Below are 24866 nucleotides of genomic sequence, written 5' to 3'. Positions count from 1 at the left end.
ATTGTTGCCGGGGTTAAAAGTCCGTTCTTCATGATCATCTGACGGCATCCAAAAACGTTATTGCGTATCACTCGCAAATATGGACGCAGGCCAAATGACAAACCGGACAGAATTTATTTCATTTTAAAGTCGGAAAAACAGACGGGTGTCTAAACAGGGCGCAAATGCACCAAACCGGGGATCACCCCCGGCTGGTCAGTAGGACATACCCGAATGGCAAATCATAGCGTTTCAGTCCGAGCGACTGCACCAAAAGCCCGATGGACTGTTCACCATCCACAAGATTAAACCGGCCACGGACATCAAGACCGGCAATCGACGGATCAATCAGCAAATTGACCCCGCTTTGACGCCGAATGGCCGCAGCAACATCGCCCAGCGATTTGGGTGAAAAGACCCGCCAGCCTTTTGCGACATTGTCAATTTGTGCTTCGGTCACATCACGGCGCACAAATTTACCCGATGGATCAACGACAAGCCCCTGCCCGGCTGCAAGGGTCACTTCGCTATGCTGGCCGGTTTGACGTTCGCGGACTCTGACGATGCCTTCTGCAACGCCGACTTCATTGCTGTCCTGATCGCTGATGACGATGAAACGGGTTCCGACAACCGTCACATCGCTGATGCCGGTATGAACGACCAAGGGGCGCGCCGTGTCATGTGCGGCCTTGATGGTCACGGCCCCTTCTTCGAGATCAATCCGTCTTTCGGAATTGGTCAGTGACCAGGTCAAAGCCGTGCCCGGTGCGAGGGTAAGTTGGCTGCCATCGGGCAGGGTTTCATCGACAATGTTACGGGTCGCCACCAATTGCTGACCGTTTGGCGCGGGCGCAAAAACTTCCACCCCGACCACAGCCAGCACAACCACGCAACACGCAGCGGCAAGCATACCGATCAACCCGCCGGCGCGACGGCGCCCCAACGGGCGCGCAGAGGTTTGTGACAGTGGGCGTGATTTGCGATACGGATGGCGCAAGCCCCGATGCGGGCCGGAAGCATCCGCCGACCTGTCACCATTCGGGGCAGAGATCGAACCGGACTGATCTGCCCCCCCCGCTGTTGAGGAGGCGAGTTCCGCCTCCATCCGCGACAAGACATCATTGAAGCCGTCATCGGCCATAAAGGCGCTGACTTTGTCTGCGGCCTTCTGATGCGCCGGGCTTTGGGCGCACCAGTCCTGATAGGCCGCACATACAGGCGACGCCCGATCATCAATGCCGGCCTTGGCGTGCCAGGCGATGGCCTGATCGATCAGTTCATCAGATGGCTGTACCGCCGTGATCTGGTCACGGTCCGGCTGATCACCGATACTGGTGTCCTGATCCTGAAATTGTGGTTTATCGTTCACAATCATCGCCTAGTCGAAGTTTTTCAGGATATCGCGGCACGCGGTCAAAGCCCGGTAAAGGTGCTTTTCGATCGCGGATTGTGACAAGCCTGTCACCGATGCGATTTCATCATGGCTCTTACCATGCAACTTCCGCAAGATGAAGACTTCACGTGATCGCGGACTCAGACTTTTTAGCGCCTGTTCAAAGGCACCAAGACGTTGACGATGGTAGATGATCTGTTCTGGCGATGGTGTGTCTGACGCCGCCCATTCGATCGGATTGGTTTCTTGCTGGCTGTCCATAACATGCCCCGCCACCTTGCGCCGGCGCATCCGGTCACGCACCAGATTGATCACGATGGTGCGCAAATATGCCGGTCCGTCTTCAACCGATTGCACCGATGCGCCAGCCACGCGAACAAAGGCATCCTGAACGATGTCGTGCGCTTCCTCGACATCCCCGATTTTACGGGCAGCAAGACGCAACAGGCTTTCGCGCTCCTGTTCAAAATCAGCAAGCAGACTGTTTCGGAAACCTGTGGGTGAAAGCATGAATAAGCAATGACTGGGAGGGCTGCATGGGCGAGTAGCCAGCAAATACACCAATCGCGCCCAATTGCAAATAGTTATTAATAACAAATGCGAGATTACTGCATCACGCAATGACACGAATCATCCCGCCAAAGAGCCGATTCGACCATTCCCGATCATGCCCAAGCCCTTGAATGTGAAGTATTTCACACCACAATCCACAACCCTGGGCACAAAAACCAGCCGGAAACACACCAATAAACAGGTTTCCGGCCAATCGAACCAATCTGGAAATTGGACCGCACAAAATTGGGCATAATTTGCTCATCACGCAAAAAATCACCTGCATTTCCGTAAAAATGCGCAAACTTCGACCAATTGCGTCAATAAAGTGAAATCTGACTTGCAGTTGACGCATGGCAGCCTCAGTATTTTTGCGTACGTACTTTCAGGGAGTACGTACGCAACAAATCATAATTGTTGAGGGAGACATCACACATGTCAGAAAACACGAAGACTGCAAAAGGTCTCGTGAACGGATTGCTGAAATCCTCACGTGCCTTTGTCCTTGGGACAGCCTTGATTGCGGGCTCCATGACCTTGCTGTCGAGTACCCATGCCCAGGCTGAAAAAATCCTGCGCATCGGCAATGATGGCGAACCCCAGTCGATGGATCCGCATTTCATTTCCACCGTTCAGACCAGCCGTATCTCCGATGATATGTCGCTTGGCCTTCTGACCTATGGCCCGGATGGACAGCCGGTCGCCGGTGCAGCAGAAAGCTGGACGGTTTCAGAAGACGGCATGACCTATACGTTCAAAATCCGCGACCATAACTGGTCGGATGGAACACCAGTCACCGCACAGGATTTCATTGCCGGCTGGGAACGCCTTCTTGATCCGGAACTGGGTGCGGAATACGCATCCCTTCTTTACATCATCGAAGGTGCCGAGGCGGTCAATACCGGCAAAGAGGGTGCCAAACTTGGCGTAAATGCGATTGACGATCACACCCTTGAAGTCAAACTGACGGCACCTGCCCCCTATTTCCTGGCACAGCTTACCCACCAGACCGCATTTGCCATTCCGCGTCATGTCGTTGAAAAATACGGCAAAGACTGGGTGAAGCCCGAACATATCGTGGTCAATGGCCCGTATAAACTGGTCGAGTGGCTTCCGAACGTTCACACCAAACTGGTCAAGAACGAAGAATTCTATGATGCCGCCAATGTTCCGATCGACGAGGTGATCTATTACACCTATGAAGATCGCACCGCGATGCAGAACCGTTTCCGCGCCGATGAACTTGACGTTGCGCGCGACATCGCATCCGAACAGATTTCGTGGCTGCGTGACAATCTGGCAGACAGCCTGCGCATCGCGCCTTATGCCGGTATCTATTATTATGCGATCAGCACTGATAAGGACAAATTCAAGGATGTCCGCGTGCGCAAGGCGCTTTCACTGGCGATCAACCGCGAAGCCATTACCGATGCAGTCCTGAAGACCGGTGAATTGCCGGCCTATTCCTTTGTTCCGCCGGGAACCGGCAACTACACGGAACCGGCCTATGTTTCGTGGAAAGACCTGCCCTATGCCGAAAAACTTGCCGAAGCCAAAAAGCTGATGGCAGAGGCCGGTTACGGTCCGGAAAACCCGCTTAAATTCACCCTGCGTTACAACACATCGGAAAACCACAAGCGTATCGCGATTGCCGCACAGAACATGTGGAAACAGATCGGTGTCGAAGCCGAACTGTTCAATTCCGAAGGCAAAATCCATTATGCCGATTTGAAGGTTGGTGACTTTGAAGTCGCCCGCGCTGGCTGGATTGCTGATTACAACGATGCACAGAACTTCCTGTTCCTGGCAGAAGAACGCACCGGGCCGCTGAACTATTCCGCATTCGACAACCCGCGTTACAACGAATTGATGCTGGCTGCCGAAAAGGAAGGCGACCTTAAAAAGCGTTCCGATCTGATGCATCAGGCCGAAGCCATCATGATGGAAGCACAGCCTTACATCCCCATTTACTACTATGTCTCGAAACAGCTTGTCTCGCCAAAGATCAAGGGCTGGATCGATAACGCCCCGGATCGCCACCTGACCCGCTGGCTCGACATTGCCGAGTAAATCCTGACTTCGTGTCGCAGGCTGCGTGGTGTTCCTCCCGCCCGCAGCCTGTGGCCACCCCGACGGGGATGAGAGAGAATTATGTTATCTTACGCCATTCGGCGCCTGTTGATCGCGATCCCGACATTGTTCATCGTGATCACGGTGGCCTTTTTCATGATGCGTATTGCACCGGGCGGCCCGTTCGATCAGGAACGCGCATTGCCACCCGAAATCGAAAAGAACATCAAGGCGGCCTATGATCTTGATAAGCCGCTGATCGAACAATACGCGATCTATATCGGAAAACTGTTTCAGGGCGACTTTGGCCCATCGATCAAAATCCGCGACTTCAGCGTTGCCGAACTGATCATGGCCGGTGCGCCGGCCTCCATGCAGCTTGGACTGAGTGCAATTGCCATCGCCCTTGTCTTCGGGGTCGTTTTTGGCACCTATGCCGCCCTTCGGCAAAACAGTGCAGTTGATTTTGCGGTGATGGGTGTTGCCATGATCGGCATTGCCATTCCGAACTTTGTCATGGCACCGCTTTTGTCACTGGTGTTCGGGCTGTATCTTTCGATCCTGCCGACGGCGGGATGGGGCGATGGTGAAATCCAGTACAAGATTTTGCCGATCATTGCCCTTGCCCTGCCCCAGATTGCCTATATTGCGCGCCTGACCCGCGGTTCCATGGTCGAGGTTCTTCATTCCAACTATATCCGCACCGCGCGCGCCAAGGGTTTGCGTGAAACCCTTGTCGTCAATCGTCATGCGATCAAAGGCGCACTTTTGCCTGTTGTGTCCTATCTGGGGCCGGCAACCGCGGCTGTGATGACCGGATCGGTGGTGATCGAAAGCATCTTTGGCGTGCCCGGTATCGGCACCTATTTCATCAAGGCGGCACTCAATCGTGACTACCCGCTGGTGATGGGTGTGGTCATTGTCTATGCGGTGATGATCATCATGCTGAATTTCCTGGTCGATATGGTTTACGGCCTTCTTGATCCAAAATTGAAGTCACGCTGATGATGAATAAATCTGAAAAGACAGCAATTCTTGAAGCAGCAGGCGCGCCCGCAGAAATCGAAGGCCGCAGCCTGTGGCGGGATGCGCGTATCCGCCTGTTTCGCAACAAGGCGGCTGTGGGGTCGATGATCATTCTGGGGATCATTACCCTGCTGGCGATTTTTGCCCCCCTTCTTAGTCCCTATGCCTATGACCAGATCGACTGGGGCTATATCCAGGAAGGCCCGAACTGGGAAAACGGCCATATATTTGGCACCGACGGCAACGGGCGCGATCTGTTTATCCGTGTTCTGTATGGTGCGCGGGTTTCACTGGCGGTCGGCCTGCTTGCGACATCGGTGTCGCTGGCGATCGGGGTGACCTATGGCGCGGTTGCCGGGTATTTCGGCGGCAAGGTCGACAACATCATGATGCGCTTTGTCGATGTGCTTTATTCCCTGCCCTTCATGTTCTTTGTCATCATGTTGATGGTGGTGTTTGGCCGAAACATTTTCCTGATCTTTGTCGCCCTTGGTGCGGTTGAATGGCTGACCATGGCGCGTATTGTCCGCGGTCAGACCTTATCCCTGCGCCGTCGCGAATTTATCGAGGCCGCCCACGCCACGGGTGTTTCGAACTTCAAGATCATTTTCCGGCACATCATCCCCAACGTTCTGGGGCCGGTGATTGTCTATATGACCCTGACCATCCCGCAGGTCATCCTGACAGAAAGCTTCCTGTCCTTCCTTGGACTGGGCGTGCAGGAACCGCTGACCAGCTGGGGGGTACTGATTTCCGAAGGGGCCAAAGTGATTGAAGCATCGACCTGGATGCTGATCTATCCGGCTCTGTTCCTGGCACTCACCCTTTTCTGTTTCAACTTCATCGGTGACGGTCTGCGCGATGCGCTTGATCCGAAAGACAGATAAGGGACGGCAAGGACACATATCATGACAACAAATCATATTCTGACAGTCGAAAACCTGACCGCCCGTTTCCAGACCCCGGACGGGGAAGTTGCAGCCGTCAATAACGTCAACTTCCATCTTGATCCGGGCGAAACACTTGGCGTGGTGGGGGAATCCGGTTCGGGAAAAACCCAGATTTTCATGTCGATCATGGGGCTTTTGGCCAAGAATGGCACATCGAGCGGGTCGGTTCGCTATAAGGACAGTGAAATCCTGAACCTGCCTGCGCGCGAACTTAACAAGATCCGCGGTGTTTCGATGTCGATGATCTTTCAGGATCCGATGACGTCGCTGAACCCGTATCTGAAAATCTCCAAGCAGATGACCGAAGTGCTGGTCGAACATCGCGGCATGTCCGAGGCCGAGGCCCTTAAACGTGCAATCGCGATGCTTGATCGTGTTGGCATCCCGGGTGCGGCCCAGCGTGTTCATATGTATCCGCATGAATTTTCCGGCGGCATGCGCCAGCGCGTGATGATTGCCATGGCGCTTTTGTGCGATCCGGAAGTTCTGATTGCCGATGAACCGACCACCGCCCTTGATGTGACGGTACAGGCACAGATTCTGGATCTGTTGCGCGACCTGCAAAAGGACTTCAACACGGCCACGGTCATGATCACCCATGATCTTGGCGTGGTGGCCGGGCTGTGTGACCGGGTGATGGTGATGTATGGCGGGCGCGTGGTCGAAACCGGATCTGTCCGCGACATTTATTACGACAGTCATCATCCCTATACCGAGGGGCTTCTGAAATCGATGCCGCGCATCGATCACGCCAATGAGGAAAGCCTGTTTGCCATTCCTGGTCAGCCGCCCAACCTGCAAAACCTGCCGACAGGGTGCGCCTATCAGGAACGCTGTGGCTATGTCATGGATCGGTGTTGTGCCGAACGCCCGGTTCTTAAGGTGTTTGATCAGGGCCGTGCCAGCGCCTGCTTCCGGGAGGATGGACAATGACCGCAATCACCGAGCACAAACCGAAAAAAGCAACCAGTCCGATCTTGTCCGTTCGCGATCTCAAGGTGCATTTTTCCGTACCGGGCAAGGGACTTTTTGCCCCTGACCGCAAGCTTCGCGCCGTGGACGGGGTGAATTTCGACCTTTATCCCGGCGAGACACTTGGCGTGGTCGGGGAGTCCGGCTGTGGCAAATCGACCCTTGGCCGGGCGATCCTGCAACTGATCCCGCCATCAAGCGGACAGGTCGCCTGGCTTGGCAAAGATATTGTCGGCGCCCCGCACCGTGAAATGCAGCCGCTGCGCCGTGATCTTCAGATCATTTTCCAGGATCCGCTGGCCAGCCTTAATCCCCGCATGACGATTGGCGAAATCATTGCCGAGCCGCTGGTGACCCACAAACCCGAACTGGGCAAGGATGAAATCAAGGCCCGGGTCAAACGCATGATGGCGCGTGTGGGATTGCTCCCGCAGATGATCAACCGTTATCCGCATGAATTTTCGGGTGGTCAGTGCCAGCGTATCGGGATTGCGCGTGCGATGATCCTTGAACCGAAACTGATTGTTTGTGATGAACCGGTTTCGGCACTGGATGTGTCCATTCAGGCCCAGATCGTCAATCTGTTGCAGGAATTGCAGCGTGAGTTTGATCTGTCGCTGATTTTCATCAGCCATGACCTGTCGATCGTGCGCCATATCTGCCACCGCATCATGGTGCTGTATCTGGGCAATGTCATGGAACTGGCAGATCGTGACAGCATCTATGCCGCACCAAGACACCCCTATACCAAGGCGCTGATTTCAGCCGTGCCGATCCCCGATCCGGAGATTGAACGCAACAAGGAACGCATCGTTCTGACCGGTGATCTGCCAAGTCCGCTGTCACCGCCATCGGGCTGTGTTTTCAGAACCCGGTGCCCGTTTGCACAGGACAAATGCGCAACCGCATCACCAACACTTGACCGGGTTTCCGAAACCCAGGAAGTTGCCTGTCATTTCCATGACAGCATCTCATAAGAAGCCCCCAATAATTGCACCCTGAACTTGCCGGACCGTCCCTGTCGCGGTCCGTTTTTTTTCGGTGCAAGGACGGGTTGCTATTTGGAAAGGATGAATTGTTCGATATCGACTTCGTCGCACTGCTCGGACCGCAGATATTTACGGCCGTAATCCAGATATGTCCCGCTGACCAGAAACAGTTCAAACAGGTCGTTGTCGATCTGACCCTTGTCACGCATATCGGCAAGGATTGCGATACATTCAGACAGAAGTTTGGGCCGTTTATAGGGACGGTCGACCGCGGTCAGTGCCTCGAAGATATCGGCGATCACCATCACTTTTTCGAGGATCCCCATATCATCGCCGGTAAGGCCGCGCGGATATCCCGAGCCGTCCATTTTTTCGTGATGGTTGCCCGCAATCGCCGGAATGCGTTGCAATTCACGCGGATAGGGCAACTGGGCAAGCATATCCTGCGTGATCACCACATGATCATTGATCACCTGGCGTTCTTCTGATGTCAGCGTCCCGTGCGGGACCGAAAGATTGTAAAGCTCCCCGCGGTTGAAGCCCTGATAGATGTGATCTTCGCGATCCATCAAAAGATTTTCCGGGCCTGGTTCGCGCAAGGTTGCAAGTTCGGTATCGCTTAGCCGTTCATTTTCCGCCCATGACAGCCCCAATGTCCGGTCGAAATGGCGGGTCCATTTTTGTTCCGCAATGTCATGCAAGGCATAGATGGCATCCGTGTCGATTTCCGCATCACCGATATTGGCATCGGCCACCAGCGCAAACTGTGCTTCCAGTTCGCTGACCCGTGCTTTGAAATCGGCTTCGCACACACCGGCATCCTCACCGGCAAGCTGGCGTTTGAGCATGTCGATTTCGGCATCACGTCTAAGGACTTCGAACCGGGTGCGGATTTCATGAATGCGGTTATGGATGGTTTCAAGCTTGGTGGCCTTTTCAATCACGTGATCGGGCGTAACGATCTTGCCGCAATCATGAAGCCAGGCGGCAAGATCAAGCTCATACCATTCCATATCGGTCAGATAGAAATTGGAGAACGGCCCGCGTTTGTCATCAACAGCGGCCTGTGCCAGCATGCGTGCAATCACCGGCACGCGCGAACAATGATCGGCCGTGTGCGGGGATTTGGCATCGATGGCATGGCCCAGCACATGGACAAAGCTTTCCATCAGGTCACGCTGGGCAACCAGAAGACGGCTGTTTTCAATGGCCACCGCCGCCTGACTGGCAAGAGCGTTGATGATCGGTTCGATCGCCGGATCGAAGGCAATGACATTGCCCTTATCATCGCGCGCATTGATCAGCTGCAAAACGCCAATGACCGTGCCACGTGTGTTTTTCAACGGCACCGTCAGAAAGGATTTTGACCGATAACCGGTTTTGGCATCAAAGGCACGCGTTCCCGAAAAATCGAAACCCTTGGCGCAATAGGCATCTTCGATATTGATCGCCTTGCCGCTTAGCGCGACATAGGTTGCGATATTGCGGTAATTCGGGCGACCTTCGTCATCATAAAGCGGCAATGGAGGGAACGGTTTTTCAGCCTCGCGGCCGCTGACGAAAAAGGTATCGAGCGTGTCATTGACCAGAATGCGGAAATGCAGTTCGCTTTCTTCGCGGTTTACAAGATACAGCGATCCGCCATCGGCATTGGTAAATTCGCGCGCCGCCATCAGAATTTTCTGATTAAGCTCTTCGCGCCCCTGTTCGGCGGAAAGTGCGATCCCCAGATCCACGAGCCTGGCAAGATGGTTCTCGTCGGTCATCTGGCTGCCGGTCGGTTCTTTCTGGTGACTCTTGGCCCCGTCGGCTTCACGCGCCATTAATTTCCCGCCTACTCAACAATCGGATTGTCAGGCTGAATGCACTGACAGCGTTTCGATCAACACTGCATATATTATCTAAGTTGCTATATTTCTAACAGAAGACAAGTTTTTGGGCGGTAAAAATGCGTTCACATCCCTGCCATACCGTCTGCAGGGTTGCCAATTGCCCCGGAATGGACTATCCGACCCGGTGAAAGCGTGCCGGCCTTATGATCGTGCAACTGATCACGCATTCCGATCATTCACATCATGCCCCGGCGCCCAACCATTATGCCCGGAGGCGACCGCATGATCCCCCGTTATTCCCGTCCGCAGATGACAGCCATCTGGGAACCGGCGAACAAATTCCGTATCTGGTTCGAAATCGAAGCTCACGCTGCTGACAAACTGGCTGAACTGGGTGTTATCCCGGCTGAATCCGCCAAGCTTGTCTGGGAAAAAGGCGACAAGCCCTATACCCAGGACCGCATTGATCGCATCGATACCGTCGAAGCCGAAGTCAAACATGACGTGATCGCGTTCCTGACCGAACTGGCCGAACAGGTCGGTGAAGAAGCCCGTTTTGTCCATCAGGGCATGACCAGCTCGGACGTTCTGGATACCTGCTTTAACGTGCAGCTTGCCCAGGCAACCGACATTCTTCTTGAAGATATGGACAAGCTTCTGGCCGCCCTTAAAAAGCGCGCCTATGAAACCAAGGATGTCCCCTGCATGGGCCGTTCGCACGGCATCCACGCAGAGCCGGTGACCTTTGGTCTTAAGCTTGCGACTTTCTATGCGGAATTCAAACGTAACCGTGATCGTCTGGTCGCGGCACGTGACGAAATTGCCACCTGTGCAATTTCCGGCGCGGTTGGCACATTTGCCAATATCGATCCGAGCGTCGAAGAACATGTCGCAGCCAAGCTTGGCCTGAAACCGGAACCGGTTTCGACCCAGGTGATCCCGCGTGACCGTCATGCCGCCTATTTCGCAGCCCTTGGTGTCATCGCATCCTCGATCGAACATCTGGCAACCGAAATTCGCCATCTTCAGCGCACCGAAGTACGCGAAGCCGAAGAATTCTTCTCCAAGGGGCAGAAAGGCTCCTCGGCGATGCCGCACAAGCGTAACCCGGTTCTGACTGAAAACCTGACCGGCCTTGCCCGTCTGGTCCGTTCGATGGCAATCCCGGCGATGGAAAACGTTGCCCTGTGGCACGAGCGCGATATTTCGCACAGCTCGGTCGAACGTAACATCGGCCCGGATGCGACCGTAACGCTTGATTTCGCACTGATGCGTTTGACCAACGTTGTTGAAAATCTGGTGATCTATCCGGAACGCATGGACGAGATCCTTAATCAGATGGGTGGTCTGGTCTTCTCGCAGCGCGTGCTGCTGACCCTGACCCAGTATGGTGTTTCGCGTGAAGATTCTTACCGCATTGTTCAGCGCAACGCGATGAAGGTCTGGAACCGCGAAGGCGATCTTCTGTCGCTTCTAAAAACCGACGAAGACGTCACCGCACGTATTCCGATGGACAAGCTCGAAGCGCTGTTTGACCTTGGTTACCACACCAAGCATGTCGACACGATCTTTGCCCGCGTGTTTGCCGACTAACGGCAACCCGGTTCAGATATCAAAGCCCCGGTCACTGGCCGGGGCTTTTTTCGTTAGAACCGCTGGCTTGAGACAAGGTCGCGGGCTTCTTCAAGCAGCCAGTCGCGAAACAGCCTGACCTGACTGCGCAATTCCCGCTTTTTGGGATGCACCAGATAATAGCCCAACGGCACGGTCAGAACATGTTCGGGAAAAAGGTGAACAAGCTTGCCTTCGCTGACGTCTTCTTCGGCCAGAAGCGGGTTGCTGATCACCACCCCCTGATTATGAATGGCGGCCTCAATTACCATGGCGGTCTGATCAATATCGATATGCTTCAGTGCCCGAGTCTGGTCGGGATCAATTCCGGCAAAGGTCGCAAGCCAGTCTGCCCACCAGTGATGTTTGGTATCATTGATCAGGGTCGCGCGCACAAGATCCCCCGGCGTTTCAAGGCCGAGTTCATCACGATATGATGGCGCGCAATAAACAGCAGCCTGCCCGCGATACAGCAACACTGCCTCAAGACTGTCGTCATTGCCATCAAAGTAGCGAACCGCAATATCAAGACCATCCTGATCGAAGTTCGGCTTTTCTTCGGTCGATCCGACATGAAGGGCCGTGGTCGGATACATGATCAGAAACCGGGCCATTCGCGATGAAAACCACTTGGCGGCAAAGCTTGGCGGCATGGCGAAATGAACGGAATGATCCTGCCGTCGGCGCAATTGCGCACTGGCGTCGGAAATCTGCTGCAAGGCCGGACCGATACGGGCGGCATAGGCCAGCCCGTCTGCGGTCGGGTAGACCTGTCGCACCGAGCGGGTGAACAGTTCAACGCCAAGCCATTCTTCGAGTTTGCGGATCTGCTGTCCGACCGCACCGGGCGTGACATTAAGTTCATCCGCAGCCAGTGAAAAGCTTTGCAGACGTAATGCAGCCTCGAAAGCCGGAAGCGTTTTCAGGGGCGGATATGTCGACATAATGCAGTTTTTCTATATTATGATCCAGATAGCATGATTTGTAAGATACACGGTAAATAAGTAAATGTCGTGGAAACTTCGCAATTCGAGTTTTCCGACATGAAGAAGAATGCCTATATCGTTTTCGGATTTCTCGCCCTTGTCTGGGGGCTGACCTATCTGTTTAACAAAACCGCCAGCCACTATGTCAGCCCGATGCATATTGTGATGGTTCGGGTGACCATGGGCTTTGTGCCGTTATTCCTGATTGCGTTGTTGCGCCGAAAACTTGCCTGGCGGCACCTGCGACATACCCATCATTTCGTTGTGATGTCGCTTCTGGCAGCGTCGGTTTATTATTACGCCTTTGCCAAGGGCATCGCGATCCTGCCATCAAGCATCGCCGGGATCCTGGCAGGTGCCATTCCGTTCTTCACCTTTATCGCCGCCCTGCTGTTCCTGAAAGGAGAGCCGATCAATCTGCGTTCTGTCGGGGGATTGTTGCTTGGCTTTGCAGGGATTGCCGCCATTGCCCCCCCGTGGGAAGGCAGTGCCGGGGCAATTGATCCGGCCGGGGTCGGCTATATCGCATTCGGGTCTGCCTGTGTCGGGCTGTCCTTTGTTTATGCGCGCAAATTCATAAGCCCGCTTTGCATTTCCCCGATTGCGCTTTGCACCTATCAGCTTGGCCTGTCGTCGGCCACCCTGCTTGTAGTGGGTGATCTTGACGGGATTGATGCGATCTTTGTCAGTCCGCTGGCAACGGCCGGGCTGTTTATCGGGCTTGGCCTGTTTGGCACCGGCATTGCCTATATGTGCTATTACTATGTTGTCGAAAAACTCGGCGCGATCAAAGCAGCCAGCTCGACCTATATCCCGCCTGTCATCGGTCTTGCGACCGGGACCCTGATCCTTGGTGAAACGGTTACCGCGACCGATCTGGTTGCCACTTCGGTAATTCTGGTCGGGGTCATCATCATGCAATCGGGCAGAACGCCCGCCCCCATCGCGTCCACCACCCCTGCGATATCCCCATCACCAGATGTCCGGGCCCACAACCGGCCCGAACCAGCCTGAGAGCTCCCTGTTCTCAGAAACTGCGCCCCCGTGTCCCCGGGGGCGCTTTTTTTTTGCAACCATGTGATGGCTGCCCATGAAACTGGGCAGAAAACAGCTATGCCGCAAGCATCATTGCCGCATCGACAAAGGCTGAAATCAGCGGATGGGACTCGCCGCGCAATCCGGATCGTTCGGGCTGGAACGCTGTTCCGATAAAGAATGGATGATCAACGATTTCGACAGCACGCGGGTCCCCATCCTGATCCCAGGCCGAAACGCGCATTGAACGGCCTTCAAGCAACCCGACATAGTCACGGTTAAAACCATAACTGCAACGATAGGTTTCCGTGATCCGGCCCTGGCCATAACGGGACTGGATCAGGCTGTTTTTGACCAGATCAATTCCGCCGTCCTGATCAATCAATGCACAGACCAGCGGGGCAATAATCGGAAGTTCGGCGTCGGGATCGATTTCGGCATTTGCGGCATTCCCAAACCCAAGCACATTACGAACATATTCAAGAACCGCATGTTGATAACCACCACATGTGCCAAGAAACGGCACCTTGTTCCGGCGGGCATACCCGATGGCGGCAAGGGCACCGTCAAAGCTTTGATACGGGCTTGCAGGCACACACCAGATGCCCTGATAACGGCCAAGCTGTGATGCGATATTTTCCGGATCAATCGATGCGGTCGCAATCCAGTCATGGTGAACCGATATGCCCGCGCGATTGCCCGCGATCTCAAGCGCCTTCGGGATCGCCTGATGGGCAGTGACATCGGGATTGAAATCGCCGATCAATGCAATTTTGACAGTCATGAATTTTTCCTCGTTTCAGGTGACATTACGAGGGAACGCAAACCGGTTTTCGCAACAAAAAACGGCCCGTGAAATCACGAGCCGGGATTTGCGCCACAAACTGAGCTGCCTTTGACGAAGATACTACAAACTTCCGGTGCGCGCCATATCTTCGAGCGCCATTTTCACCGCCTGTGCCCGGTTGGACACATTGAGTTTGCGATAGATGTTTTTGAGATGGTATTTAACCGTGATCTCGCGCAGGTCGAGATGACGGGCGATATCCTTGTTCGGGCGCCCTTCGGACAGCAGTGCCAGGACTTCGCGTTCGCGCGGTGTCAAACGGCCGAAGTCGCCATCACTTCCGAAACCGCCGGCCAGACGACCATCACCGTCGCCACCACCGATCGTACCGTCGCTCAGATCATTCAGAATCGACGATGGCAGGTATTTTTCCCCGGCCAGAACAAGCTGAACGGCATTTGCCAAGGCCTGCCCGCGCAGGGTTTTGGGAATGAAACCATGTGCCCCAGCCTCGATGGCGTTGCGCACATCTTCACTGCGATAGGCACCCGACAGCAGAACCACAAAGGTTGATGGCGCGACTTTTTCAAGTGCACGTTTCAACCCTTCCAGACCGTTCATGCCGGGCATGCGCAGGTCAAGCAACACAAGATCGAATGAATTGTTTTCGTCAATCAAATCCAGCGCCGGTTCCAATGCACCGGCCTCAGCGACTTCGCAATCGTCGAAATACTGCTGAAACAGAAGTGATATCGCCTCACGAACCAGATCGTGATCGTCCGCCAAAAGGATACGCAAAGCCTTTGCCCTTCTTCTACCTGATTAGCACCCTTACGCCCCTGGTGCATAATATCACACCAAAAGGTTGCACCCACTCGTCTTTTATTACAAGACGCAGGATACGAGACCGCCTAGTGGTTTGCAAACTAGAAGTTTTTGGCAAAGGCCTGCATCCTGACCGTCAGGTCAGGACTTCTGCGCGCGCAACCGGACGTAGTTCTTCGAGTTTGGCATTGAGTTCAGAGGCCGTGATATCGACGTTTTTGCGCCCGAAGTCCGCCAGAAGCATTGCAACAACGCCATTGTCACGCGGGTTGGCAACCACTTCGCCCACGACCTTGACGGCATAATCCTGACTTTCCTGGGCGGACATGCCCATCTGTTCGCCAGCCCAGGCGATCAGCATTTTATAAAGATGTGTCTCGACACGAAAATCCTGTTCCAGATCAAAACTGTACTTTGCTTCGAAACCACGTTCACGATCATTAAAGCTGTTCATATCGAGCCCTCCTTGGATGTTGCACCGGCTTTCACACTGGGTGTGTTGCGCCCGTCCTCTGAATTAATATTTGAGAATAAGCGGGGTATTTTTCACCCCTTTGTTCGACACTTTTGAATTTGACAAATCATCTTTCATCGCGCTTTGATCTGGCTCATGTGCACAGTCATTATTTTACGCCGCCCCGACCATGACTGGCCGGTGATCATCGGCGCCAATCGCGACGAAATGAACAATCGCCCGTGGAAATCCCCGGCACGTCACTGGGATGATCGTCCCGATGTTGTGGCCGGGCTGGATGAAACGGCCGGAGGCACCTGGCTTGGTGTCAACGAAGATGGCGTTGTCGCGGCCGTTCTGAACCGGTTTGGCACCCTTGGCCCGGCCGAGGACAAACGATCCCGCGGGGAATTGCCGCTTGAGGCCCTTGATCATGCCGATGCCATTGATGCGGCACAGGCGCTGGCGGCCCTTGATGGCGATGCCTATCGCCCGTTCAACATGGTTATTGCCGATAACCGGGATGCCTATTGGCTGGCCAATCGCGGGACAGGAAAAATCGAGATTACCGACATCCCCGAAGGATTGTCTATTTTGACGGCCCATGATCTGAACGATACCGCAAACAGTGCGCGTACACGCCGCAATCTGCCACGGTTTCGTGCCGCCCCGGCACCGAACCCGGAAGCAGATGACTGGTTTGCCTGGCAGGCCTTGCTGGCCGATACCGGCATCGAGGCCCCCGATCCCGATCACCATGATATCCGGTCCGATGCCATGCTGGTGCGCAGCAATATGGGATTTGAAACAGTTTGTTCGTCCCTGATCGGTTTGCCGGCGATTCCCACAAGCGAACACGAGCTACCACGTCGTCCTGTCTGGTTATTTGCCGACGGTCAGCCTGACACCACACCGTTCCATCCGGTAAACCTTTAGGCCCCGATCAGGCATAAAACGCAACTTTGCCAGATGTTTGCAGTGCAAAACAGACCGTCCCGGGATGGATGCCCGGACGGTTGCAAATTTTGATTATCAAGTTTGCGTAAATAGAGCTTAAGCGACAATTGAGTTTCTCGCCCAGCACTGCTATACGGGGGGCGCGAATTTCAGGGTGCCTGCGCAGTTGCCGTGCGGGCCTAGATGTGAAAGATCCCGCCAATGTCCAGAAAGCAGCCCATCTACGAGGGTAAAGCCAAGGTTCTTTACGAAGGTACTGAGCCCGGTACGATCATTCAGTATTTCAAGGATGACGCCACTGCGTTTAACGCTCAGAAGCGCGGCACGATTGCCGGCAAGGGCGTCCTGAACAACATGATCACCGAATTCGTCATGACCCGTCTGGCGGAAATCGGCATTCCGACCCATTTCATTCGCCGTCTGAACATGCGCGAACAGCTTTGCAAGAAATGCGAAATTGTTCCGATCGAAGTGGTGGTCCGCAACATCGTTGCCGGTTCCATGGCAAAGCGTCTTGGCCTTGAAGAAGGCGAACGTCTGCCCCGCCCGATCGTCGAGTTCTATTACAAGGACGACGCGCTTGGTGATCCGCTGGTTTCTGACGAGCATATCCTTGCTCTGGGCTGGGCAAGCCCCGAAGAGCTTGAGGAAATCGTTGGCATGACCCTGCGTGTGAATGATTACCTTTGTGGCTTGATGCGCGGCATCGGTCTGAAACTGGTCGATTTCAAACTTGAATTCGGTCGTGTTTGGGAAGGCGATTTTGCGCAGCTGGTGCTGGCTGATGAATTCAGCCCCGACAACTGCCGCCTGTGGGACGCCATCACCAACGAAAAGATGGACAAGGACCGCTTCCGTCGCGATCTCGGCGGCGTCGAAGAGGCCTATCAGGAAGTCGCGCGCCGTCTTGGTGTGCTCCCTGAGTCCGCCGAAATAGAGTCGCTGAACAAAGACGCGACCAAATAACACCCCAAGGCCGCGCTCGCGCGGCCTTTTCTTATGGCTGACCGGCGGCGAATGCCGGACAGCGTTCTGTTTGCAAACAAAGTCGCGCGAGCCCCGCGCCTGCGAACTTAAAGGAGCTTCTCGTGAAAGCACGTGTTCATGTCACCCTGAAGAACGGTGTTCTTGACCCGCAGGGCAAAGCCGTTCACCACGCCCTTCAGGGTCTGGGTTTTGATGGCGTCAATGACGTCCGCCAGGGCAAATTCATCGAACTCGAACTGGATGGCACCGATGCCGCCAAGGCCGAAGCCGAGGTCAAGGAAATGTGCGAGAAGCTTCTCGCCAATACCGTGATCGAAGACTACAGCATCGAGCTGGCCTAACCGCCTGGACGGGGCTTTGCCGATGCGGGGCCTTTGTCTTTCGCGATCACGTAACGGACATTAATCGAGAGACGGTATTTCATGAAATCCGCTGTCATCCTCTTCCCCGGTATCAACCGGGAGAATGACGCCATTGCAGCACTTGAGCAGGCCACCGGCACCAAACCGATCGTAGTCTGGCATGGCGAAACCGAACTGCCAAAGACCGACATCATCATGGTTCCGGGTGGTTTTTCCTATGGCGACTATCTGCGTTGCGGCGCCATGGCTGCCAAATCCCCGATCATGCGCGCTGTTGCTGATCGCGCCAAAGCCGGTGTGACCATTCTTGGTGTTTGTAACGGTTTCCAGATCCTGACAGAAGCAGGCCTGCTGCCCGGTGCGCTGATGCGCAATGCCAGCCTGAAATTCATCTGCAAGAACACGCATCTGAAAATCGAAAACGCTGACACCCGCTTTACCAACCAGTACAAGGCTGGCGAGGTTGTCGACTATCCGGTTGCCCATCATGACGGCAATTTCTTTGCCGATAGCGAAACGCTTGACCGCCTTGAAGGCGAAGGTCGCGTGATCCTGCGCTATTGCGATGCGGATGGTGTTGTCGATCCCAAAACCAACCTTAATGGGTCCCAGCGCAACATTGCCGGTATCATTAACGAGGCCGGCAACGTTCTTGGCATGATGCCGCATCCGGAAAATGCGATTGATCCGCTCCATGGTGGCACTGATGGCCGCAATCTGTTCAAAAGCTTGGTGGAGGCAGCATCGTGAGTGCACTTGATTTCAACACCCCGATCACGCCGGAACTGGTCAAGGAACACGGCCTGAACGAGGAAGAATACAAACTCGTTCTCGAAATCATGGGTCGCGAACCCAACATCAACGAACTTGGCATTTTCTCGGTCATGTGGTCGGAGCATTGCTCCTACAAGTCGTCGAAAAAATGGCTTAAAACCCTTCCGACCAAGGCTGACTGGGTCATTCAGGGTCCGGGTGAAAACGCCGGTGTGATTGACATCGGTGATGGTCAGGCAGCTGTCTTCAAGATGGAAAGCCACAACCACCCGTCCTTTATCGAACCCTATCAGGGTGCTGCAACCGGCGTTGGCGGCATCATGCGTGACGTGTTCACCATGGGCGCACGTCCGATTGCAAACCTTAATGCCCTTCGCTTCGGCGAGGCCGACCATCCCAAAACCCGCCATCTTCTGAGCGGCGTTGTCGAAGGTATCGGCGGGTATGGCAACTGCATGGGCGTTCCGACCATTGGTGGCGAAACCAACTTCCACGCATCATACAATGGCAACATCCTGGTCAATGCGATGACCGTGGGTCTGGCCGATGCGGACAATATTTTCTATTCGGCGGCGGCCGGTATCGGCAACCCGGTTGTCTATGTCGGCTCGAAAACCGGTCGTGACGGCATCCATGGCGCAACCATGGCATCGGCCGAGTTCGATGATGACAGCGAAGAAAAGCGTCCTACCGTTCAGGTCGGCGATCCGTTCACCGAGAAGCTTCTGCTTGAAGCCTGCCTTGAACTGATGGCAACCGACATGATCGTCGCCATTCAGGATATGGGTGCGGCCGGTCTGACCTCGTCCTCGTTCGAAATGGCGTCCAAGGGTGGCGTTGGTGTCGAACTGTGGCTTGATAAGGTTCCGATGCGCGAAGAAGGCATGACGCCCTATGAGCTGATGCTGTCAGAGTCGCAGGAACGCATGTTGATGGTTCTCAAACCCGGTTGCGAAGAAGCCGCCAAGGCAATCTTTGACAAATGGGAACTCGACTTTGCCGTCATCGGTGTTCTGACCGATACCAAACGCATGGTTCTGAAATGGCATGGTGACGTTGCCGGTGATCTTCCGATTGATCCGCTGGCCGAAGCATCGCCGGAATATGATCGTCCGTGGGAACCGACCCCGAAACAGGATCGCATTGACCCCGACAGCATTTCCGCAAAAGTCAGCCATATCGAAGCGCTCAAGACCCTGATCGCATCGCCCGATCTGGCATCGCGTCGCTGGATCTGGGAACAGTATGACCATCTGGTCATGGGCAACACCATTGTTCGCCCGGGTGGCGATGCCGGTGTGGTGCGTGTTGACGGCACCAACAAGGGCATTGCAGCCACCACCGACTGCACCCCGCGCTATGTCATGGCCGATCCGGTCGAAGGCGGCAAACAGGCCGTTGCCGAAGCATATCGCAACCTGGTTGCAACCGGTGCCAAGCCGCTTGCCATCACGGACAATATGAATTTCGGCAACCCGGAACGCCCGCGCATCATGGGTCAGTTCGTTGGCGCATGCCAGGGTATTGGCGAAGCCTGCATCGCGCTGGAATTCCCGGTCGTTTCAGGCAACGTGTCGCTTTACAACGAAACCAACGGCGTTGGCATCATGCCGACCCCGGCAATTGGTGGCGTTGGGGTGATTTCCGATCTTGGTCACCATGCAACGATTGGCATCAAACGCGATGACAGCGCATTGATCATGATCGGTGCTGCAACCGGTGAACTTGGCCAGTCGCTGTATCTCAAAACCATCGAAGGTCGCGAAGAAGGTGCACCGCCGCCGGTTGATCTGAATGCTGAAAAGCGTGCCGGTACGCTGGTCCGCGAACTGATCGAACTTGGTCTGGTGCGAACCTGCCACGATATCGCCGATGGCGGCCTGTTGGTCACGGTTGCCGAGATGTGCCTTGCGGGCAATATCGGTGCTGAACTGCACCTTCCGGAAGTTGGCAGCGAAATCGCGTGGCTGTTTGGTGAAGACCAGGGCCGTTACGTGATCGCAACCCGCGACCCGGACAAAGTCCTGAATGCGGCAAGCAGCTCGAACGTTGCAGCAGTGATCATTGGTCAGGCAGGCGGCGATTCTGTCACCATCGATGGTGGCGACAAAGTAACGCTGGCCGAACTGCGCGAACTGAACGAAGGCTGGATGCCGTCCTTCATGGCAGAAGCCGTTCAGTAAGCAAACCCGATTTCAAAACAAAACCCCGTCAGAGCAATCTGGCGGGGTTTTGTGATTTCAGGCGTTCAAACAGCTGGTTACTTGAAGCTGATCTTGGGGAACAGGCCCTTTCTCTTCGGCGCTTCAGCGGGGCCGACGCGTTCTTCGATCGCGGTTGCAATCTTTTGGGCGATTGCGCCATAGGCCTTGGCATGTTCGCCGTCAGCCTCGGTCTGGACAATCGGTTTGCCTTCGTCGGCCCCCAGACGGATTTTAAGATCCAGCGGGATTTCACCCAGGAACGGCACACCCAGTTCATCGGCAGCCTTGCGTGCGCCGCCGTGATCAAAGACGTGATCGACATGGCCGCATTCCGGGCATTTGTAATAGGACATGTTTTCGATCAGGCCGAAGACCGGCACATTGACCTTGCGAAACATGTTCAGGCCCTTTTTGGCGTCCAGAAGGGCAATGTCCTGCGGGGTTGAAACGATGACAGCACCGGTCACCGGAACACGCTGTGCCATGGAAAGCTGAATGTCGCCCGTACCCGGGGGCATGTCGACCACCAGCACATCAATATCGCCCCAGTCGGTATCGCGCAGAAGCTGTTCAAGCGCCCCCATTGCCATCGGTCCGCGCCAGATTACCGGCTGTTCTTCATCAACCATGAATCCGATCGACATGATCCGGATGCCAAAGGCCGATGGCGGGATCATTTTGCCCTGATGTTCGGATGACGGGGTCGGCTTGGCAGCGCGAAGCCCCATCATGCGCGGCAGGCTGGGTCCATAAATATCGGCATCAAGCAGTCCGACCTTGAGCCCCTTGGCCACCAGCGACAGCGCCAGATTGACCGAAGTAGTCGATTTGCCAACCCCGCCCTTGCCCGATGCGACGGTGACGATGCTGCGCACGGTTGGCAGTTCAAGCGGCTTCTGACCGGCCCCTTGCGGGCGCTGTCCGGGTTGGGCCGGGCGCGCAGCCGCTGGTTGTTGTGGCGCGGACTGACTTGCAGCCGCCGGTCGTTCTGCCGTCAGGGCGACACGGGCAGTTGTGACCCCGTTCACAGCAGCCACGGCCTTTTCGGCGGCCTGACGCAAATCTTCGAGTGCCGGGCCGCGCTTTGGATCGACCGCGATCATTACATTGACGACTTCATTATTGATATCAATACCTTGCACCATATCCTTGGCTGTGATTGATTTGCCGTCGACCGGGTCGATGACGCTGTCGAGTGCGGCGACAATCTGTTCACGGTTGAGCGAAGTCATATTGCGGTCTCCAAATTTTGGCTTAAGTCCGTGATCACACAGAACTTGCAGGCGCGTAACATTGTTTTGCAAGGCAAGCTGTCATATAAGGCCTAAGGGCATGCTCCGTCCAACAAGATTTCGTGAGTTTGCTATGGTCTGCAATCGGTTGCACCACCAAATGGCATATGATCAACATGTTGCCGGACTGGTGGTAACGGACTGATCGCCCGAACTTTGCCCGGTTTTACCGGCCTTGATCGTGCGAAATGTCAATCGGGCCAAATCACGGCTGTCACGTGGTCTGGATCCACGCCAGAATGGCACACTGGATCTTGTTGGACGGAGCATGCGTTGGGGGTAACGTCCCCAAGCTCGGTAAACAAAGATAAACACCGAACGGCAAGAAGAGGAAAACACTCGATGCCTTGGAATTCACAAGGGGGCGGCGGCCCCTGGGGTGGCGGCGGCAATAACGGCGGCGGCCAGAATCCGTGGGGACAGCGTCCCCAGGGTGGTGGCGGCGGCGGAAATACGCCCCCTGATTTTGATGAAATGATTCGTAAAGGCCAGGAACGCCTGAAACGGCTGTTCCCCGGTGGTGGCGGTTACAAGGGCTTTGTCCTGATCGGTATCGCAGTCATCGGGTTGTGGCTTTTGACCGGCTTCTATCGTGTGCAGCCGGGCGAACAGGGTGTGACACTTCTGTTTGGCAAATGGGTCGGCACCACGGGCCCTGGTCTGAACTACTTCCTGCCCGCCCCGATCGGCGAAGTCATCAAGCCGAATGTCGAACGCACCAACCAGATCGAGGTTGGCTATCGCGGTGCAGGCACGGTGGCGTCGAACGGTTCGCGTGACGTTCCGGAAGAAAGCCTGATGCTGACCGGTGATCAGAACATCATCGACATTGATTATGTTGTTCAGTGGCGCATCAGCGACGCGGGCGCATATCTGTTCAATGTTCGCGATCCGGAAAACACCATCAAGCTGGCATCCGAAAGTGCGATGCGTGAAGTGATCGGGAAAACCAATCTGGAAGAGGCCCTGACGGTTGGCCGTGTCCGGGTTGAAGAACAAACCCGTACACTGCTTCAGAAAATCATGGACGGGTATGATTCCGGTATCTTCATTGCAGAAGTGAAGATGCAGAAAGTGGATCCGCCGCGTGATGTTATCGATGCGTTCAACGACGTGCAGCGTGCCCGTCAGGACCGTGACCGTTCCCAGAACGAGGCACTGGCCTATCGCAACGACATCATCCCGCGTGCAAAGGGTGAAGCTGAACGTCAGGTTCTTCAGGCGCGCGCCTATAAGGACCGCGTGACCAAGGAAGCAGAAGGTGAAGCGGAACGCTTTACCTCGGTCTATAATTCCTATCTGACCGCGCAGGACGTGACCACACGTCGCCTGTATCTTGAAACCATGCAGGACATCCTGAACAAATCCGAAAAGATCATTCTTGATCAGAAAGGCGATGGAAACGGCGTTGTCCCGTATCTGCCGCTGCCGGAAGTTCAGAAACGTGCGAATGCAGGAGGCAACAACTAATGGCAAGTCCTAAACTTATTGCCGCTGGCGTCGTCCTTGTAATTGCCGCTGTGGTTGGTTCGATGTGTGTCTTTACGGTTCGTCAGGACCAGCAGGCACTTGTTCTTCAGTTCGGTAATCCGGTTCATGCGGTTTCCGAACCGGGTCTGCATTTCAAACTGCCGATCCAGAACGTCGAATATTACGAGCGTCGTATTCTTGAACTCGATCCGCCGGTACAGCAGGTTCTTCTGTCGGACCAGAAGCGTGTCAATGTTGACAGCTTTGCCCGCTGGAGAATTATCGATCCCCTGACCTTCCGTCAGCGTGCCACCAACTCTGCCAACTTTGTGCAGCTGTTTGGTCAGCGTCTGAACTCGGTCATCCGTGGTGAACTTGCGCAGGCCCCGCTTGTTGCAATGCTGTCGGACAACCGTGCACAGATCATGGAAAAGATCCAGGCGACCCTGGTTGATCCGGCCAAGGAATTCGGTGTCGAACTGATTGATGTTCGTATCGGTCGTACCGACCTTCCGCAGGAAACGTCGCAGGCGGTATATAACCGTATGCGTTCTTCGCGTATCGCCGAAGCCGCACAGCTTCGCGCAGAGGGTGAAGAGCTCAAGGCGAAAATCCAGGCAGAAGCCGATCGTGAACGTATTGGCATCATCGCCGAAGCCAACCGCCAGGCAGAAGTCCTGCGGGGTGAAGGTGATGCACAGCGGAACGTTATTTTGGGTAAAGCTTACGGTCAGGATGCGAAATTCTTCGAATTCTACCGTTCGCTGGAAGCCTACAAAACGGCGCTTTCGAATGGCTCGACCATGGTGCTTTCACCAGACAGCGAGTTTTTCCAATACTTTAATCAGTCGGCTCCAAGCACAAGCCGCTAGACAAAACAACAGGGCGACCTGATACTGGCATCAGGTCGCCCTTTTTGTTTTCATAATCAAGTCCTGCTGGCGCATTGCGTAAGGCAGGCTTTAAAAACCGCCGGAACGTCCACGCCCATGAAGGAACTTGCTACTGCCATACTTCTGGCCATCGCGCTGGAGGGCATGTTTTATTCGCTGTTTCCCGGCGGCGCGAAAAGGGTGCTGGAACTGGTTCAGGAAATCCCTGAGTCACAATTGCGCATCGGTGGACTGATTGCAGCGGTCGTTGCCATTGGCGCAATCTGGGCGGTACGTGTTTGGCTCTAGGCCCCGAAAACCGCCAGATATGATAGGAACGTCACGACTTTGTGCCGAGAATTCCTTGATTTTTCCAAGAGCCGCCCAAATTCTGCCAAAGTCGGGGTTAATTTGGTTACTTAAGCGACGGGTAAAATAAACGCCCCATCGCGCGCTGCAAAACAGAATTACAAATACCGTGAACGCG

Annotated in this window: 24 protein-coding genes; 15 read left to right on the top strand and 9 right to left on the bottom strand. The window is 54.9% G+C overall.

Annotated elements, in window-relative coordinates:
- Window positions 1–181: 181 nt before the first annotated feature.
- The 3 genes from SIB88_RS07425 to SIB88_RS07415 all read right to left on the bottom strand — a co-directional run bounded on the left by SIB88_RS07425 (window position 182) and on the right by SIB88_RS07415 (window position 2279).
- Complete coding sequence (locus SIB88_RS07425) at window positions 182–1348, bottom strand: FecR family protein (protein ID WP_412557753.1); 1167 nt, start codon at window positions 1346–1348, stop codon at window positions 182–184.
- Between the two features lie 9 nt (window positions 1349–1357).
- A complete protein-coding gene (locus SIB88_RS07420; RefSeq protein WP_412557752.1) occupies window positions 1358–1882 on the bottom strand; it encodes an RNA polymerase sigma factor in 525 nt (174 codons plus the stop codon).
- A gap of 103 nt (window positions 1883–1985) precedes the next feature.
- Window positions 1986–2279: a hypothetical protein gene (locus SIB88_RS07415; protein ID WP_412557751.1), complete on the bottom strand. Its 294-nt coding sequence runs from the start codon at window positions 2277–2279 to the stop codon at window positions 1986–1988.
- Window positions 2280–2359: 80 nt separating this feature from the next.
- Between SIB88_RS07415 and SIB88_RS07410 the strand changes: the two genes are divergently transcribed.
- The 5 genes from SIB88_RS07410 to SIB88_RS07390 all read left to right on the top strand — a co-directional run bounded on the left by SIB88_RS07410 (window position 2360) and on the right by SIB88_RS07390 (window position 7919).
- Window positions 2360–3994 (top strand): peptide ABC transporter substrate-binding protein, encoded by a 1635-nt coding sequence (locus tag SIB88_RS07410; protein WP_412557750.1) that lies wholly within the window; start codon window positions 2360–2362, stop codon window positions 3992–3994.
- An 81-nt stretch (window positions 3995–4075) separates the two neighbouring features.
- A complete protein-coding gene (gene oppB, locus SIB88_RS07405; protein ID WP_412557749.1) occupies window positions 4076–4999 on the top strand; it encodes an oligopeptide ABC transporter permease OppB in 924 nt (307 codons plus the stop codon).
- A complete protein-coding gene (locus SIB88_RS07400; protein WP_412557748.1) occupies window positions 4999–5907 on the top strand; it encodes an ABC transporter permease subunit in 909 nt (302 codons plus the stop codon). The genes oppB and SIB88_RS07400 overlap by 1 nt, the downstream gene beginning before the upstream one ends.
- Before the next feature lie 21 nt (window positions 5908–5928).
- Window positions 5929–6903, top strand: coding sequence for an ABC transporter ATP-binding protein (locus SIB88_RS07395; RefSeq protein WP_068519631.1), 975 nt, complete (start codon window positions 5929–5931; stop codon window positions 6901–6903).
- On the top strand, window positions 6900–7919 hold the full coding sequence (locus SIB88_RS07390) for an ABC transporter ATP-binding protein (RefSeq protein WP_412557747.1): 1020 nt from the start codon (window positions 6900–6902) through the stop codon (window positions 7917–7919). Before SIB88_RS07395 ends, SIB88_RS07390 begins: the two co-directional genes overlap by 4 nt.
- Before the next feature lie 80 nt (window positions 7920–7999).
- Here SIB88_RS07390 and SIB88_RS07385 read toward each other — a convergent pair whose 3' ends face one another.
- Complete coding sequence (locus SIB88_RS07385) at window positions 8000–9754, bottom strand: GAF and HD-GYP domain-containing protein (RefSeq protein ID WP_412557746.1); 1755 nt, start codon at window positions 9752–9754, stop codon at window positions 8000–8002.
- A gap of 291 nt (window positions 9755–10045) precedes the next feature.
- Between SIB88_RS07385 and purB the strand changes: the two genes are divergently transcribed.
- Entirely contained in the window at window positions 10046–11356 is a 1311-nt protein-coding gene (purB, locus tag SIB88_RS07380; protein ID WP_412557745.1) for an adenylosuccinate lyase, read from the top strand.
- 53 nt (window positions 11357–11409) lie between these two features.
- Here purB and SIB88_RS07375 read toward each other — a convergent pair whose 3' ends face one another.
- Complete coding sequence (locus SIB88_RS07375) at window positions 11410–12318, bottom strand: LysR substrate-binding domain-containing protein (RefSeq protein WP_412557744.1); 909 nt, start codon at window positions 12316–12318, stop codon at window positions 11410–11412.
- Between the two features lie 69 nt (window positions 12319–12387).
- Between SIB88_RS07375 and SIB88_RS07370 the strand changes: the two genes are divergently transcribed.
- Window positions 12388–13374, top strand: a complete 987-nt coding sequence (locus SIB88_RS07370) for a DMT family transporter (protein WP_412557743.1) — start codon at window positions 12388–12390, stop codon at window positions 13372–13374.
- 97 nt (window positions 13375–13471) lie between these two features.
- Here SIB88_RS07370 and SIB88_RS07365 read toward each other — a convergent pair whose 3' ends face one another.
- From SIB88_RS07365 to SIB88_RS07355, 3 genes are all read right to left on the bottom strand, one after another.
- Window positions 13472–14179: a glutamine amidotransferase-related protein gene (locus SIB88_RS07365; protein ID WP_412557742.1), complete on the bottom strand. Its 708-nt coding sequence runs from the start codon at window positions 14177–14179 to the stop codon at window positions 13472–13474.
- 123 nt (window positions 14180–14302) lie between these two features.
- The gene (locus tag SIB88_RS07360; protein WP_068519624.1) at window positions 14303–14980 is read right to left on the bottom strand and encodes a response regulator; all 678 of its coding nucleotides are present in this window, start codon (window positions 14978–14980) and stop codon (window positions 14303–14305) included.
- Window positions 14981–15143: 163 nt separating this feature from the next.
- A complete protein-coding gene (locus tag SIB88_RS07355; protein ID WP_068519623.1) occupies window positions 15144–15461 on the bottom strand; it encodes a DUF1476 domain-containing protein in 318 nt (105 codons plus the stop codon).
- 156 nt (window positions 15462–15617) lie between these two features.
- Between SIB88_RS07355 and SIB88_RS07350 the strand changes: the two genes are divergently transcribed.
- The 5 genes from SIB88_RS07350 to purL all read left to right on the top strand — a co-directional run bounded on the left by SIB88_RS07350 (window position 15618) and on the right by purL (window position 20724).
- Window positions 15618–16397: an NRDE family protein gene (locus tag SIB88_RS07350; protein ID WP_068519622.1), complete on the top strand. Its 780-nt coding sequence runs from the start codon at window positions 15618–15620 to the stop codon at window positions 16395–16397.
- Between the two features lie 222 nt (window positions 16398–16619).
- Window positions 16620–17384, top strand: coding sequence for a phosphoribosylaminoimidazolesuccinocarboxamide synthase (purC, locus tag SIB88_RS07345; protein ID WP_068519621.1), 765 nt, complete (start codon window positions 16620–16622; stop codon window positions 17382–17384).
- Window positions 17385–17506: 122 nt separating this feature from the next.
- Window positions 17507–17746: a phosphoribosylformylglycinamidine synthase subunit PurS gene (gene purS, locus SIB88_RS07340; RefSeq protein WP_008891731.1), complete on the top strand. Its 240-nt coding sequence runs from the start codon at window positions 17507–17509 to the stop codon at window positions 17744–17746.
- A gap of 81 nt (window positions 17747–17827) precedes the next feature.
- A complete protein-coding gene (purQ, locus tag SIB88_RS07335; protein ID WP_068519620.1) occupies window positions 17828–18517 on the top strand; it encodes a phosphoribosylformylglycinamidine synthase subunit PurQ in 690 nt (229 codons plus the stop codon).
- Window positions 18511–20724 (top strand): phosphoribosylformylglycinamidine synthase subunit PurL, encoded by a 2214-nt coding sequence (purL, locus tag SIB88_RS07330; protein WP_412559404.1) that lies wholly within the window; start codon window positions 18511–18513, stop codon window positions 20722–20724. The genes purQ and purL overlap by 7 nt, the downstream gene beginning before the upstream one ends.
- Window positions 20725–20801: 77 nt before the next feature.
- On the opposite strand, the gene SIB88_RS07325 is transcribed toward purL, so the two are convergent.
- On the bottom strand, window positions 20802–21977 hold the full coding sequence (locus SIB88_RS07325; protein WP_412557741.1) for an Mrp/NBP35 family ATP-binding protein: 1176 nt from the start codon (window positions 21975–21977) through the stop codon (window positions 20802–20804).
- Between the two features lie 402 nt (window positions 21978–22379).
- Here SIB88_RS07325 and hflK point away from each other — a divergent pair, with 402 nt between their 5' ends.
- The 3 genes from hflK (at window position 22380) to SIB88_RS07310 (ending at window position 24688) form a co-directional block, all read left to right on the top strand.
- Entirely contained in the window at window positions 22380–23507 is a 1128-nt protein-coding gene (gene hflK, locus SIB88_RS07320; RefSeq protein ID WP_068519617.1) for an FtsH protease activity modulator HflK, read from the top strand.
- A complete protein-coding gene (gene hflC / locus SIB88_RS07315; protein ID WP_068519616.1) occupies window positions 23507–24379 on the top strand; it encodes a protease modulator HflC in 873 nt (290 codons plus the stop codon). Before hflK ends, hflC begins: the two co-directional genes overlap by 1 nt.
- 117 nt (window positions 24380–24496) lie before the next feature.
- Window positions 24497–24688 carry a DUF2065 domain-containing protein gene (locus SIB88_RS07310; RefSeq protein WP_068519615.1) on the top strand — a complete coding sequence of 64 codons (192 nt, stop codon included), beginning with the start codon at window positions 24497–24499 and terminating at the stop codon, window positions 24686–24688.
- Window positions 24689–24866: the final 178 nt, after the last annotated feature.

Source organism: Thalassospira sp. MIT121401, assembly GCF_047125595.1.
GTDB lineage: Bacteria > Pseudomonadota > Alphaproteobacteria > Rhodospirillales > Thalassospiraceae > Thalassospira > Thalassospira povalilytica.
Note: the sequence above shows the minus strand (reverse complement) of the source record. Positions and strands in the feature narration are given on the sequence as shown.